This window comes from Bdellovibrio sp. 22V (genome assembly GCF_030169785.1).
GTDB lineage: Bacteria > Bdellovibrionota > Bdellovibrionia > Bdellovibrionales > Bdellovibrionaceae > Bdellovibrio.
The window spans coordinates 393,581-406,036 of sequence record NZ_CP125854.1 but is presented as its reverse complement, the minus strand read 5'-3'; the positions used below and the strand labels follow the sequence as shown (position 1 = coordinate 406,036).

Annotated in this window: 16 protein-coding genes and 1 other RNA gene; 7 read left to right on the top strand and 10 right to left on the bottom strand. The window is 46.7% G+C overall.

The genetic code is table 11. The features are described 5' to 3' along the window. Positions 1–22: 22 nt before the first annotated feature. From QJS83_RS02075 to ffs, 8 genes are all read right to left on the bottom strand, one after another. The gene (locus QJS83_RS02075; RefSeq protein WP_284607310.1) at positions 23–415 is read right to left on the bottom strand and encodes a hypothetical protein; all 393 of its coding nucleotides are present in this window, start codon (positions 413–415) and stop codon (positions 23–25) included. A 70-nt stretch (positions 416–485) separates the two neighbouring features. Next, positions 486–1,016, bottom strand: a complete 531-nt coding sequence (locus QJS83_RS02070; protein ID WP_284607309.1) for a 4'-phosphopantetheinyl transferase family protein — start codon at positions 1,014–1,016, stop codon at positions 486–488. Between the two features lie 20 nt (positions 1,017–1,036). Further along, on the bottom strand, positions 1,037–2,002 hold the full coding sequence (gene nadA, locus QJS83_RS02065; RefSeq protein WP_284607307.1) for a quinolinate synthase NadA: 966 nt from the start codon (positions 2,000–2,002) through the stop codon (positions 1,037–1,039). A gap of 117 nt (positions 2,003–2,119) precedes the next feature. Next, entirely contained in the window at positions 2,120–2,713 is a 594-nt protein-coding gene (mglA, locus tag QJS83_RS02060; RefSeq protein ID WP_063205482.1) for a GTPase MglA, read from the bottom strand. Continuing rightward, complete coding sequence (gene recR, locus QJS83_RS02055; RefSeq protein WP_284607303.1) at positions 2,713–3,327, bottom strand: recombination mediator RecR; 615 nt, start codon at positions 3,325–3,327, stop codon at positions 2,713–2,715. The genes mglA and recR overlap by 1 nt, the downstream gene beginning before the upstream one ends. An 11-nt stretch (positions 3,328–3,338) precedes the next feature. Next, positions 3,339–3,662: a YbaB/EbfC family nucleoid-associated protein gene (locus tag QJS83_RS02050; RefSeq protein ID WP_284607301.1), complete on the bottom strand. Its 324-nt coding sequence runs from the start codon at positions 3,660–3,662 to the stop codon at positions 3,339–3,341. A 1-nt stretch (position 3,663) separates the two neighbouring features. Then, positions 3,664–5,442: a DNA polymerase III subunit gamma/tau gene (dnaX, locus tag QJS83_RS02045; RefSeq protein ID WP_284607299.1), complete on the bottom strand. Its 1,779-nt coding sequence runs from the start codon at positions 5,440–5,442 to the stop codon at positions 3,664–3,666. Positions 5,443–5,463: 21 nt separating this feature from the next. Beyond that, an RNA gene (ffs, locus tag QJS83_RS02040) (signal recognition particle sRNA small type) lies at positions 5,464–5,562 on the bottom strand. Between the two features lie 173 nt (positions 5,563–5,735). Between ffs and QJS83_RS02035 the strand changes: the two genes are divergently transcribed. From QJS83_RS02035 to QJS83_RS02025, 3 genes are all read left to right on the top strand, one after another. After that, positions 5,736–6,101: a hypothetical protein gene (locus tag QJS83_RS02035; RefSeq protein WP_284607297.1), complete on the top strand. Its 366-nt coding sequence runs from the start codon at positions 5,736–5,738 to the stop codon at positions 6,099–6,101. Between the two features lie 55 nt (positions 6,102–6,156). Beyond that, a complete protein-coding gene (locus QJS83_RS02030; protein WP_284607295.1) occupies positions 6,157–7,050 on the top strand; it encodes a hypothetical protein in 894 nt (297 codons plus the stop codon). A gap of 149 nt (positions 7,051–7,199) precedes the next feature. Continuing rightward, positions 7,200–7,847 carry an ankyrin repeat domain-containing protein gene (locus QJS83_RS02025; RefSeq protein ID WP_470287790.1) on the top strand — a complete coding sequence of 216 codons (648 nt, stop codon included), beginning with the start codon at positions 7,200–7,202 and terminating at the stop codon, positions 7,845–7,847. 55 nt (positions 7,848–7,902) lie between these two features. Here the strand turns inward: QJS83_RS02025 and QJS83_RS02020 are convergent, their stop codons facing one another. Further along, positions 7,903–9,129: an NADP-dependent isocitrate dehydrogenase gene (locus QJS83_RS02020; protein ID WP_284607291.1), complete on the bottom strand. Its 1,227-nt coding sequence runs from the start codon at positions 9,127–9,129 to the stop codon at positions 7,903–7,905. Between the two features lie 212 nt (positions 9,130–9,341). Between QJS83_RS02020 and QJS83_RS02015 the strand changes: the two genes are divergently transcribed. Together QJS83_RS02015 and QJS83_RS02010 are read left to right on the top strand one after the other, a co-directional pair. Then, positions 9,342–10,133: a M48 family metallopeptidase gene (locus tag QJS83_RS02015; RefSeq protein WP_284607288.1), complete on the top strand. Its 792-nt coding sequence runs from the start codon at positions 9,342–9,344 to the stop codon at positions 10,131–10,133. Between the two features lie 113 nt (positions 10,134–10,246). Beyond that, positions 10,247–10,666, top strand: a complete 420-nt coding sequence (locus QJS83_RS02010) for a COG4315 family predicted lipoprotein (protein ID WP_284607286.1) — start codon at positions 10,247–10,249, stop codon at positions 10,664–10,666. A gap of 11 nt (positions 10,667–10,677) precedes the next feature. Here QJS83_RS02010 and QJS83_RS02005 read toward each other — a convergent pair whose 3' ends face one another. Further along, entirely contained in the window at positions 10,678–10,962 is a 285-nt protein-coding gene (locus QJS83_RS02005; RefSeq protein WP_284607284.1) for a TetR-like C-terminal domain-containing protein, read from the bottom strand. Here QJS83_RS02005 and QJS83_RS02000 point away from each other — a divergent pair. Further along, positions 10,954–11,460 (top strand): DoxX family protein, encoded by a 507-nt coding sequence (locus QJS83_RS02000; RefSeq protein ID WP_284607282.1) that lies wholly within the window; start codon positions 10,954–10,956, stop codon positions 11,458–11,460. The genes QJS83_RS02005 and QJS83_RS02000 overlap by 9 nt on opposite strands. 186 nt (positions 11,461–11,646) lie before the next feature. Beyond that, on the top strand, positions 11,647–12,450 hold the full coding sequence (locus tag QJS83_RS01995; protein ID WP_284607281.1) for an extracellular medium-chain-length polyhydroxyalkanoate depolymerase: 804 nt from the start codon (positions 11,647–11,649) through the stop codon (positions 12,448–12,450). The last annotated feature ends 6 nt before the right edge of the window (positions 12,451–12,456 follow it).

Here is a 12,456-nt window from a genome sequence, read left to right as displayed (position 1 = left end):
CTTTTTAAACTGCCATTAAGTATTAGTCCAACTCACCTGGCTTAGGGAGAAGATCCATCAGACATTCTCTCCAATACTCAGGAGCTTCATCCGAGTAGTCCACCGCCACGTAGAAACCTTTCTTACCAAGCAGCTGCGTGCGTGTAATCACACCGGAGATTTCGATATTCATTTCTTCAAGATGCATGAAGACGCGGTCGCCAATCAAAACATCTAAGGTCAGATTTTTACGAAGAGCCGTCGGGATCAAGTCGTCGCGTTTAATCAGCAACAAAAGACCCGTCGAAGAGGCTTCGACAATCTCACAGTTCTTCGCGATTTTTGCGAAGTCATCCAAAGACGTGAGATAAGAAATATGAATGGGAGAGACTTCTTTCCGTGGAGCCACTCTGCGGTTGTATTTTGCACTTCCCATTGGTCACCTACCTTCTAGAACAAGTACATTAACATCAGTTAATAAACTCTTCGGCAGGACCAGACCAAAGTTAAGAGGGAAAAACAAAAAAGCTGATAGTGTGCTCTGGAACTCGCAGCACAACACCTCTATTTTCAGAGGGAGCAGCGAAGTCTGAAGAGTTTGAAAGACGATATGTCTCAGTCTGAGAATCAATTTTTTCCCAAGCCCCTACAGTAATTTGCGAAATCACCGAGGGCTGTTGGAAGGGACGAAGCGCTTTAAAACACGCTTCTTTGGCGCACCATAAAGACGCTGATGAGGGGGCCGCCTGAAACTCTTCCTGTGAAGAAACTCGCGCCATTACGCGATCCTGAACGCGGTCCGTAATTTCGATATCAACGCCTACAGGAAAAGAAGAAATCGCCACCAAACCCATTCCGTGACAGTGAGAAATCGAAGAATAAAGACAACGCCCTTGCAGCAGGAATTTGATCTCTTCACGGATCAATGTGCGATGTTGTGGATTATGGCTGCCCCATTCCGGTTTCATAAAAACTTGCAGATCAGGACAGCGCAGACTTTTTTGCAAGGACTCGATAACGCTTTGGGAAAGTGTCATAGCTCGAGTCCTCTCGAAAATTAAACGGTGAATTCCGCAGGCCAAGAAACAGGCTTGCCGCTTGTGATATCCATCATACGATCTAAAGAGACTTTGGCCTTCAAACGCAGATCTTCTTGCAAGCTCACTTCAGGATTGAAGCTTTCAAGAGCACGTTTGATTTTTTCCATGGAGTTCATCTTCATGTAAGGACAGTTGTTGCAAGAGCAACCCGCATCCAAAACAGGAGCTTGAATCAACTCGACATCAGGACGCTTCTTTTGCATTTGATGGAAGATGCCGGTTTCTGTCGCGACGATAAATTTCTTCGCGGGATTTTTTTCAACTTCTTCAAGCAAGCGGGATGTCGAACCAATCACGGAAGCATGTTGCAAAACGGATTCGTCACACTCAGGATGTGCGATCACGACAGCGTCAGGATGTTGCGCAATCAACTCGTACAATTTCTTGGCGTTGAACAAAACGTGAACCTCACAAGCCCCAGGCCACAAAACGAATTCACGATTGAGTTTCTTAGACAACCAGCGACCCAAGTGTTGATCGGGACCGAACAAAATTTTACGATCTTTCGGGATAGACTCGACGATTTGCTGAGCATTGGAAGAAGTAATAATCACGTCAGAGATGGATTTCACTTCCGCAGAAGAGTTAATGTAAGTCACCGCGACGGCATCTGGATGTTGACGACGCCAAGCCAGGTACTTGTCATAAGGAGCACCCTTCACAAGAGAGCAGCTCGCTTCCAATTCAGGCACCAGAACTTTTTTAGAAGGATTTAGAATCTTCACGCTTTCCGCCATGAAGACAACACCGGCAAGCAAGATCACATCTTGCTGAACTTGTTGACCCATCTTTGCCAGATAGAAACTATCACCGACATAATCTGCAACGTCTTGAATGTCGCCATCCTCGTAATAGTGCGCGAGGATCACCGCATTTTTTTCTTTTTTCAGACGCTGAATATCAGCAGCAATATCGTAAGACATAATCACCTCATGCAGAACCATCGTCCATTATACGCGGAAAGATAAGCTCTCGGGGCTCATATAACTCGTACTAGTCCTTTTGACTAGCCATAAAGTGCCTAGATATCCGAGGAAAGTTTAAAGAGTCGTTCCGCCCTTAAGGACGTTGATAATCGACTTGGAAACGGTCTTCAAGGACTCGAAAACGCCTTTGCCTTCTGAAGCGCAACCTTCGATTTCAGGAGCGTTGTAAGGATTTAAAGCGCTTCTAAGCTCTGCCAAAGAAGCCACGTTAGGAAGATCACGCTTGTTGTATTGCATGATCAAAGGAATCTCACGAATGTCATAGCCCTGTTGTTCCAAGTTTCTCTCCAGATTACGAAGAGACTCGAGGTTTTCATCCATACGCTCGATTTGTGAGTCCGCCACGAAAATAACGCCATCCAAACCTTTTAAAATCAGCTTACGGGAAGCATCGTAAACGACCTGACCCGGAACTGTGTAAAGGTGAAAGCGTGTTTTAAAGCCACGAATGTCGCCGACATTCAAAGGCAGGAAGTCAAAAAACAGAGTACGCTCAATATCCGTATTCAATGCCACGAGCTTGGACTTTTGATCCTCCGCCGTTTTTTGATAAACCCACTGAATGTTCGTAGTTTTACCGCCCAAGGAAGGACCGTAATACACGACTTTGCAGTGAATCTCTTTAGCATTGTAGTTAATAAAGGACATTACAGCTCCACTCTATTTTGCAGGGCACGACCCATAGTTCTATCATCTATGAAATCGATGTCGCTGCCAATAGGAACTCCATGGGCAATGCGAGAAAGTTTCAAACCTTTGCCTTGAAGTTGCTTCGCTAGGTACAAAATCGTCGTGTCACCCTCAAGGTCGGCATCCAAAGCCAGGATGATTTCCTTGATCACGGGACCATCGCCGTTCAAGCCGGCATCAACACGGTCGATCAGTTCTTTGATTTTAAGATCTTGAGGACCGATGCCTTCTAGAGGAGAAATCGCGCCATGCAAAACATGGTAACGACCGCGGAAAGCTCCTGAAGACTCAATTCTCATGATATCCGCAGGTTCTTCCACCACACAAAGAACCTCATCCGAACGGTGAGGGTCTTCGCAATAACGGCAAAGATCGGTGTCGGTGTAGTTAAAGCATTGAGGGCAATCGTGCACCTCGGCCTTTACACGCAAAAGAGCTTCACTGAGGCGCTCTGGAAAATCATTGTTCGTCTTAAGAATAAAATAAGCCAAGCGTTGAGCAGTCTTCGGCCCGATACCGGGAAGACGGCTCAATTCGTGGGTTAGTTTTTCCAAAGCAGAAATATGTAACACCTCGCGGCCGCCTAGAACATTCCAGGGATATTCAATCCGCCAGTGATTTTTTCCATTTCTTTTGCAGACGTGTCGCGAGCTGTTTTGATAGCTTCATTAGTTGCAGACATAACCATGTCTTGAAGCATTTCAACGTCGCCAGCTTTCAAAACTTCAGGATCGATAGTCAAAGAAACGATAGCATGATCGCCGTTCACTTTTACTTTTACAGCGCCGCCGCCAGAAGTTGCTTCGTATTCTTTCTTAGCAAGATCTTCTTGGGCTTTTTTCATCTTCATTTGCATTTGGTTGGCTTGCTTCATGAGCTGAGCCATTCCGCCAGGCATGCCTTTCATGTTATCTCCCTGCGCCGTCGCGCTTAATTTCCACTATGGATTTAATCTGCCCTTTGAAAACATCTTGGGCCGCTTTCACCATAGGGTTTTCTGCGATCTTATTGCGAAGGTCATCCTCAGCCGCTTGCTGCTTTTTTTGCTGCAAAGCCTGCGCGGATTCTCCGACCTGATCGCGACTCATTAATACCTCAAAAGAATACCCAGCACCCCAGTATGAATCAATAAATCCTTGCAGTTTTTTGCGAACCTGAGTGTCGGCCATTTGCTCTTTCAAAAAGGCCAATTTCGGAGGGACGCCAAGGCTGAGGAGCTTTCCTTCTTCCTTTACGAAAAGTAAATTTTCGACCTTCGCCGCGAAAAGAGCGTCATCTTGACGAAGAAGCTCTACAAAATGCACCCATTTTTCCGCGGGAGTTGCGCCTGTAGCCACTTTCGGAGCGGCAGGTGCACTCGCAACAGTCTCAGAAGCTTGCGGAGCTTGATTTTGAACAGGAGTCGCTTTCGGTTTGTTTTCCAAAGCAGACTTCATTTTCTCAAGCCCCGTTGGGACTTCACTCACTTTTTGCGATTCTTTAAGGCGATTGTGTCCCTTTACCGGGGGAGCGACCGGAGGCGTGTAGGGCCTGGCCCCACCTGCGCTTTGAGAGGTGGAAACGCCGCCTTGAAGCAAAGTTTTTAAGTCCACCAATTTCGGCGCAGAAGCCATACGAAGCAGAGTGACCTCAAGAACAATACGCGGATCTTGCGCGCGCGGAATATCATTTCCGCCTTTCAGAGCCATGTCGAACAACATGTGAATGTCTTCTTCAGAAAGACGTTGCGACATTTCACTGAGAGCCTGCATCTCGGAGTCTGGCATTTCCAGAATTTGAGTTGCCTGCGCCTCAGAAACTTTCACAAGAAGAAGATTGCGGATCATCTCAAGCAAATCTTGCGAGAACAAATGCGGCTCAAAACCGGCCGCTGCGATTTTTTCGATGACCTGCATGATACTTTGCGAGTTGCGCTCGATCAATGCGTTCAAAGTTTCCAAAAGAAGAGCGCGGTCTGTAAGACCCAGAATTTCCACAACGCTGGCGCGAGTTAGCGGGCCATTCGCAAATGTAATAACTTGATCCAGCAAGCTTTGCGAGTCGCGCATAGAACCGTCACCCTGACGAGCCACAACCCACAGAGCTTCCTCTTCCGCTTGTACGCCTTCGCGCTCGCAGATGAGTTTCAGTCTTTCCGTGATTTGACGGGTAGAAATTCTTCTAAAATCAAAGCGCTGACAGCGCGACAAGATCGTTTGCGGGATCTTGTGAACTTCGGTCGTCGCCATGATGAAGATCACATGAGAAGGCGGCTCTTCCAAAGTTTTCAGCAAGGCATTGAAGGCACTTGTTGAAAGCATGTGAACTTCGTCGATGATGTAGATTTTGTATTTCCCGCTGGAAGGCATGAAAGCCACGGTGTCGCGAAGTTCACGAATAGCATCAACACCGTTGTTGGAAGCTCCGTCGATTTCGATTACGTCAACGCTGGAACCAGAAGCGATTTCTTTGCAGGAATCACACTCGTTACAAGGAACAAAGTTCACAGCATTAGGACAACGCAGAGCTTTCGCCAGAATACGTGCAGAAGAAGTTTTTCCAGTACCACGAGGACCCGTAAAAAGAAGAGCGTGAGGAAGCCGGCCGTTCGCCAAGGCATTGGAAAGAGTTTGGGTAATATGATTTTGCCCGACAACGTCAGTGAAAGATTGTGGACGCCATTTGCGTGCAATCACCTGATAAGACAAAGTGCATACCCCTCGCAAAAAAGTGGCCGAGCACCCCATATCACATAGTCCCTCGAGTACCGTTGCTTCCTTCCGGACCTAGCGGGATTCGTCAAGGGAGCTATTGTATGGGACCCGGCCACGGGTTGGTGTATATCACAGCGCGGTTCATTACATGCAATAACTCACCGTCCCATAGCTAGAATTCGGACCAAAGAAGGTGCCCGGTGATTTTTTACGTCTATATCGCGTTAAGGGAAGGGCTTTTCATGGCAGGGGAAGGTGCTACGATAAAAGGGCTTAAGGAGTTTGTTATGAAAAAGATTTTGATTCTGCTTTTGGTCCTTCCGTTCTTTGCTCAGGCACAGTCTGTGGGCGTGAAAGACATCCCGGCGGAGGGCGATACAACGATCGAAATTAAAAAAGGCAAAAACGCCGACCGCACTTACGAAGTGGTGACGGATGAGGATGAAATCGAAGGGGAGGCCGCTCCGCTTTTGAAAGAAGCTCGTACGAACTGGAAAACGGCTTGTGCCGATTGGAAGAAAGAGATCAAAGAACTTAACAAAGACAACCAGGTTCTTTCATTAAGCTGCGGCAAGATGACATGCTCGACAGTGTCTATGGAGTCGACATGTCGCTCTGTGGGTAAGTTTAAATTGAGAGTACAAGTTAAATAGGGAAATTTTTTCGCACCTATTTCGGAAAAAGCTCAACTCGTCTAAGATTCGCGACATGTTGAGCTTTTTATTTGTCCTTTTATTAAGCCCATCTTCCCATGCCGCAGAGGCTTGTCCCAACGTTGGCGGAGTCGTTCAAGCCGTCCACTTCCTTAAAGAAACAGACTGCGAACTTGCAGGTGATGTCTCTGAAGCTTTCAATGACATGGCGAAAATTTTTGGAGTCGCTCCGAAAGTGACACTCGTCATCGGTGGTCCAATGGACAATGCGAGTTTCGACAACGGCTACGTGATTCGTTTGCCTTACAGAATGGTTTTCTATGGCCAATACGGGACTGAACATCCTATGCCGATCGTGAATCTTGTAACGTGTGCCGCTCACGAATACGGTCATGCGATTTTTCACGAGTACATCCGAAGTACCTTCAAGAATGAGTTTTCATCTTTGCTGGAGAAGTTCGACTCCCTTTCGGCTCGTTCTTTAAAAATGCTTCAGGGAGAAAAAGATGAAGCTTACCATTCAGACTTGAGAGCTTTGGCGGAAACACGTGATTATCAAAGATTTCACTCTCTCATTTCTTATTCCGAGTTTTACGCTGATGTCCTCGCGGTTTACTTAAAAAAAGACAAGTCCGCGATGTTTTCTGCTCTTTACTATCACGAGATGTCGATCTTTCAATACAACTTCACCCGCATGCGCGACTTCGAAGGGCAGCCCGATCTGCGCTGGGAAAACCTCATGCACGAAGAACATTCGTGGTTCGCGATCACTCGCGCCTTTGTGGGGGAAAAACTGTGGCCGCAGGATGACGCGCAGGCATCGGAATATGCGCACAAAATCATGAAGGCGATCTTGAACATGGCTCTGTCGACATTTGATCGCGAAGAGCGTGGTTCGCCTGTAGAGGACAGTCAGCGCCTCAATGAAGAAATTCAGAAGCATCTCTAATTGAGACTGAAAACGCTTTTTTTCAGTCTCTGAAATCTGTTAAATCACATCTGTAAATAATCAATTCAAAAACCGCTGCTCTTTCGCTTAACATTCAAGAAACAATAGAGGCGACTTTGAAAATTCGAAATTTCCTAATTTTAGCAGTGATGGTCTTCACCTCATTGCAAGGTGTATCGAAGGAGAAAAGTATGCTGGCAAAACCTGAAGAGAGAACATTGATTGATGCCGTGAACAGCCACAATAAAGAGCTGGTTCAGACATTGATCAAAAATAAAGCTCAGCTCGAGATCAGAGACAGCCGCAAACGAACTCCTTTGATGATTGCGACTGAAAATAACGACGCGGAAATCGCGCGCTTGTTGATTGAGGCGGGGGCCGATGTGAATGCGCAAGATCAGAAGCAGGACACGCCGTTGCTGTATGCGGGCGCGGAAGGACGTCTTCTTATTCTGCGAATGATTTTAAAAGCGAATCCTAATTTTAAAATCTACAACCGCTTCGGAGGAACAGCTCTTATTCCTGCGGCGGAAAAGGGCCATGTTGACGTCGTCCGCGAACTCGTAAAAACAAAGATTGACGTGAATCACGTGAACAATCTGGGATGGACAGCTCTGATGGAGGCTGTCGTTCTTAGTAACGGCGGTCCCAAACATCAAGAGATCATTCAAATCCTTCTTGAGAATGGGGCGGATCCTAATATTCCGGACGGTGATGGCGTGACAGCGCTCGCTCATGCCAAACGCAAACACTTTAACGAGATCGTACAAATTCTGCAGAAGGCAGGAGCCAAATAAAAAAAGCCCCGGTTTTCACCGAGGCTTTTCGAGAATCAGAATTTAAAATTCCAAATTACATCGCAAGAGCTTTTTTCAAGTTCTCGTCGAGTTTCGCCAAGAACGGCTCTGTGTTCATGTATTTATCGGCAGGAACTTTGTCGCCGTAGATGCAAACCGCAAGGTCTTTTGTCATGAAGCCAGCTTCAACTGTTTCGATACAAACTTTTTCCAAAGTTTGCGCGAACTTCACAAGATCTGTGTTGCCATCCAAGTTTCCACGGTGCTCAAGACCACGAGTCCACGCAAAGATAGAAGCGATTGGATTTGTAGAAGTCGGTTTGCCTTGTTGGTGCTGACGGTAGTGACGAGTCACAGTTCCGTGAGCAGCTTCAGATTCCATTGTTTTTCCGTCTGGAGTCACAAGAACTGAAGTCATAAGACCCAAAGAGCCGAAACCTTGAGCGACAGTATCAGACTGAACGTCACCGTCATAGTTCTTACAAGCCCATACGAAGTTACCATTCCATTTCAAAGCAGAGGCAACCATGTCATCGATCAAACGGTGTTCGTATGTGATGCCGGCAGCGTCGAATTTCGCTTTGAATTCTTTTTGATAGATCTCTTCGAAGATGTCTTTGAAGCGACCATCGTACTTTTTCAAGATTGTGTTCTTAGTAGAAAGGTACAAAGGCCATTTCTTAGAAAGAGCTTGGTTGAAGCAAGAACGAGCGAAACCAGCGATAGATTCGTCTGTGTTGTACATCGCAAGAGCAACGCCATCACCTTTGAAGTTGTAAACTTCGTGTTGAATCTTCTCTCCGTTTTCACCTTCGAAAGTGATCGTCAACTTGCCTTTGCCTTTAGTCACGAAATCTGTCGCGCGGTATTGGTCACCGAAAGCGTGACGACCGATACAGATTGGCGCTGTCCAGTTAGGAACCAAGCGAGGCACGTTTTTGCAGATGATAGGTTCACGGAAAACAGTACCATCCAAGATGTTACGAATAGTGCCGTTTGGTGATTTCCACATTTGCTTCAGGTTGAATTCTTTAACGCGAGCTTCGTCAGGAGTGATGGTCGCGCACTTGATACCGACGTTGTATTTTTTGATCGCTTCTGCAGCGTCAACAGTCACTTGGTCGTTGGTAGCATCACGATGTTCCATGCCCAAGTCGAAGTACTTAATATCAATTTCGAGGTAAGGAAGAATCAATTTCTCTTTAATGAATTTCCAGATGATTCTTGTCATTTCGTCGCCGTCGAGCTCAACGACGGGATTTGCAACTTTGATTTTCTTCATAGTCGGTCCTTTGTCTTTTGATTGCTAAAAGCCCTGAAAATATAGAATGAAGAAGCCGCTGTTTCAAAGGAAAAGAGGCCGAGTCGTGGACATTATTTCAGCCGCAGGCAATGACAAGCGCTGTCACAAAGTCCCGAAGCTTTATAGATGTTGAAACCCAACTGAGGCTCGTTAGAGTAGTTACTAAGGAAAGGTGCTGATAGGTTTACATTATGAGAATTCTGCTAGTCTTACTTACACTCATCATTACGTCCTGTGCCACATCTACCAAAGAAGGGGAGATTGGGGTCAAACGGCGACAACTTCTTCTGATTCCGAACGAAGAAGTGATTTCCATGTCGGCCCAAGCTTACACGGCGACAAAGTCCGAAGCGCAAAAGAAAGGTGCCTTGGATAAGAATCCAGATCAGGTTCGCCGCCTCAACGTTATCGCCAAGCGCCTCATTCCGCAGACGGCGATTTTCCGTGAGGAAGCGCCAAAGTGGGCGTGGGAAGTCCACGTTGTCTCTTCCCCCGAGCTTAACGCCTTCTGTATGCCGGGTGGAAAGATCATGTTTTACACAGGCATCATCGAAAAATTAAAACTCACGGACGGAGAGATCGCCGCGATCATGGGTCACGAGATTGCCCATGCTCTTCGTGAGCACGGCCGTGAAAGAATGTCAGAGGAGCTCGTGAAAAACGTCGGCCTTCAGGCGATTCTCTTAAGCGGTAAAGTCGATGCTTCTTACGTTGGTTACGCCGAACAATTAACGACTTTGGCGGTCACTCTTCCGCACAGCCGTGGGCAAGAATCCGAAGCCGATGATATCGGTGTCGAGCTGATGGCGCGCGCGGGTTATGATCCGAACGAAGCTTTAAGTTTGTGGAAGAAGATGGGTTCGCAAGGTGGCAAGCCGCCGGAAATCCTAAGCACGCATCCCGCGGATGAGACTCGTCTTAAAAACATTGCGGCTTTGATTCCTAAAGTGATGCCGCTTTATCAGAAAGCACAAAAAAACTAGGGACGTTTTGTGAAACGACTCTTGGGAAACTGATTCGTCACATCTCAAAGGGATTTTCTTAGACGCCAGGGAGTTCGCTCCTCAGGATGTCTGAACAAAAAAAGGAGATCCCTATGAAAATTCTTAAACTTATTGTTATTCAACTCACACTTTCACTTTTCGCCTTGGGTGTTTTCGCCAACGGAACAACGCCGCGAGTTCCGCTGACAACTGCAGTCACTAATGCGGAAGGAGAAATGCTTCTTGCCGACAGTATCGGTAAAACGCTGTATGTTTTTGATCCGGATTTGAATCAACCGATGCCGACGTGTAAAGAAACGTGCGCCGAGATTTGGCCGCCCTATCTTTTGACAGCGGAAGAAGTGGCGACTTTGACTGCTCCTTTAGGCATGGTTCGACGCCATAACAATCAAATGCAGCTGACTTACAATGGACGTCCTGTATACACATACGCCTTTGACCGCGTGAAAGGTGATGACCTGGGTGACGGCATCGGTGGAGTTTGGCACTACGTCGAGCTTGAAAGCAAATAGACAAGATCAAACTATTTAAGAACTGCCCGTTCTATAAATGCGAGATGCAGGTCAACGGCCTCAGAAACTGCGTTTTTCGAAGTAAGACTTTGAAATTGTCCATCGAGCAGCAGAATCGAAAAGCCATGCACGCTGGACCAAACCGAGCGAGCTACCATGACGGGATCTTCTTTTTTGAAGGTTCCGTTTTTAATTCCTTCCCCTAAAATTTCAACCAGCGGAAGAAACGCTTTTTCTCCGGCGTCGTGCAGTTCTTGTCTTTGCTCGTCAGCACGGCGCAGTTCTGAATGAAACATGCTGCGGTAGTCTATGTTTACAATGGTCACATCAATGTTACCATTGGTTACATGAAACGCTTAAATGCCTTTTATCGAATGTTGATTGTGTTTTCCGCCTTGGCCCTAGTCGCAAAAGCCTTCGGGCTTCTGGCAGAATGGAAAGAAGTCCCCCTGTGGATCATGATCATGGTCTTTTTCTTTGCGGGCATTAGTCACTTCACAAAGCTAAGACACGAATTCGTTAAAATGATTCCACCGGCGATTCCCGCGAAAATGTTCCTGGTTTATTTAACAGGCGTTATTGAAATTGTCGGGGCGATTGATCTTATCAATCCGGTGACTCGTCCCTATGCGGCTTGGGTTCTCATTGCTTTTCTTGTCTGCGTATTTCCAGCGAATTTCTATGCAGCTAAATACAAGATCCGTTTTAGAGGCGCGGAACCTCTTTCCGCCTTTCAGCGGGGCTTTGTACAAGTTCTTTTTATTGTCGCTCTTTACGTGGGAGGCATTCTATGAAGAAGATTTTAATCATCAACGGGAATTTAAGAGCCACGAATTCTCATGAAAAGATGGTAATGTTGCGTACGAGGCCTTGAAATTCGGGACCTCTTTTGACAAAAGGACGCAGAACCCGTCAACTCTTTGTAAGGACAGCTCGGGAAGTCACCACTATAGTGGCGCAGAATTCCCGAGGAGGAATCAATGCAAAGATTTGTTTTACTGGTATCTATGGTGGCTTTGAGTATTTCAGCTCAGGCGAAATCTCTGTGTGAAGTTTCCGGTCCTCTGGATCGCATCACATGTCCTTCTCGTGAATTGGAAATTTCCGGTTCTGATTTTAAAAGAGCTGTTAGATATGCCACTCCCGCGGGAAAAGCTCCCAAAGAGGGGTGGCCCGCGGTTATTATCTATCAAGGCAGTTTCTTTGATGTCGAATTCTCGCGCCAAAAAGTTTTGCCTTTCGGCGGTTACAATGAAATTCGTTTGATTCAATCTTTGTTAGACAGTGGCTTTGCGGTGGTGGCCCCGCGCGCGATTGCCGGAGTTGCGTGGATGACAAACATCATCGGTGTCGACTACGAAAAATCCCAGGATTTTGATTTTATCCAGCAGCTCTTGAAAGACATGAAAGCAAAGCGCTTCGGAAAATTAAACATGCAACGCCTTTATGCGACGGGCATCTCTAGCGGAGGCTACCACTCCAGTCGTATGGCGGTGAGTTTCCCAGGCGTGTTCAAAGCATTGGCCATCGAATCGGCTTCTTTTGCAGATTGCAAAGGACCTTTGTGTTTCGTGCCTGACGTTATTCCACAGAATCATCCACCGACTCTTTTCTTGCACGGCGAAGATGACAGAGTCGTTCCTGTTGAAACAATGCTTTCATATTACGAAAAGTTAAAACGCCGTGGCGTCGAGGCGGAATACTTTGTTGATCCCACAGCAGGCCATCAATGGCTCGATGATTCCCCGGAACTCATCACAGAGTGGTTCTTAAGACATCCTTAAGAAAAA

Excerpts from the sequence above, each read along its gene's own strand:
- QJS83_RS02025 (WP_470287790.1), top strand. The coding sequence starts at position 7,200 with ATGGTCTTCACCTCATTGCAAGGTGTATCGAAGGAGAAAAGTATGCTG.
- QJS83_RS02030 (WP_284607295.1), top strand. The coding sequence starts at position 6,157 with ATGTTGAGCTTTTTATTTGTCCTTTTATTAAGCCCATCTTCCCATGCC.
- QJS83_RS02000 (WP_284607282.1), top strand. The coding sequence starts at position 10,954 with ATGAAACATGCTGCGGTAGTCTATGTTTACAATGGTCACATCAATGTT.
- QJS83_RS02020 (WP_284607291.1), bottom strand. The coding sequence starts at position 9,129 with ATGAAGAAAATCAAAGTTGCAAATCCCGTCGTTGAGCTCGACGGCGAC.
- QJS83_RS02050 (WP_284607301.1), bottom strand. The coding sequence starts at position 3,662 with ATGAAAGGCATGCCTGGCGGAATGGCTCAGCTCATGAAGCAAGCCAAC.
- QJS83_RS02005 (WP_284607284.1), bottom strand. The coding sequence starts at position 10,962 with ATGTTTCATTCAGAACTGCGCCGTGCTGACGAGCAAAGACAAGAACTG.
- QJS83_RS02015 (WP_284607288.1), top strand. The coding sequence starts at position 9,342 with ATGAGAATTCTGCTAGTCTTACTTACACTCATCATTACGTCCTGTGCC.
- QJS83_RS02070 (WP_284607309.1), bottom strand. The coding sequence starts at position 1,016 with ATGACACTTTCCCAAAGCGTTATCGAGTCCTTGCAAAAAAGTCTGCGC.
- QJS83_RS02010 (WP_284607286.1), top strand. The coding sequence starts at position 10,247 with ATGAAAATTCTTAAACTTATTGTTATTCAACTCACACTTTCACTTTTC.
- mglA (WP_063205482.1), bottom strand. The coding sequence starts at position 2,713 with ATGTCCTTTATTAACTACAATGCTAAAGAGATTCACTGCAAAGTCGTG.
- QJS83_RS02035 (WP_284607297.1), top strand. The coding sequence starts at position 5,736 with ATGAAAAAGATTTTGATTCTGCTTTTGGTCCTTCCGTTCTTTGCTCAG.
- nadA (WP_284607307.1), bottom strand. The coding sequence starts at position 2,002 with ATGTCTTACGATATTGCTGCTGATATTCAGCGTCTGAAAAAAGAAAAA.
- QJS83_RS02075 (WP_284607310.1), bottom strand. The coding sequence starts at position 415 with ATGGGAAGTGCAAAATACAACCGCAGAGTGGCTCCACGGAAAGAAGTC.
- QJS83_RS01995 (WP_284607281.1), top strand. The coding sequence starts at position 11,647 with ATGCAAAGATTTGTTTTACTGGTATCTATGGTGGCTTTGAGTATTTCA.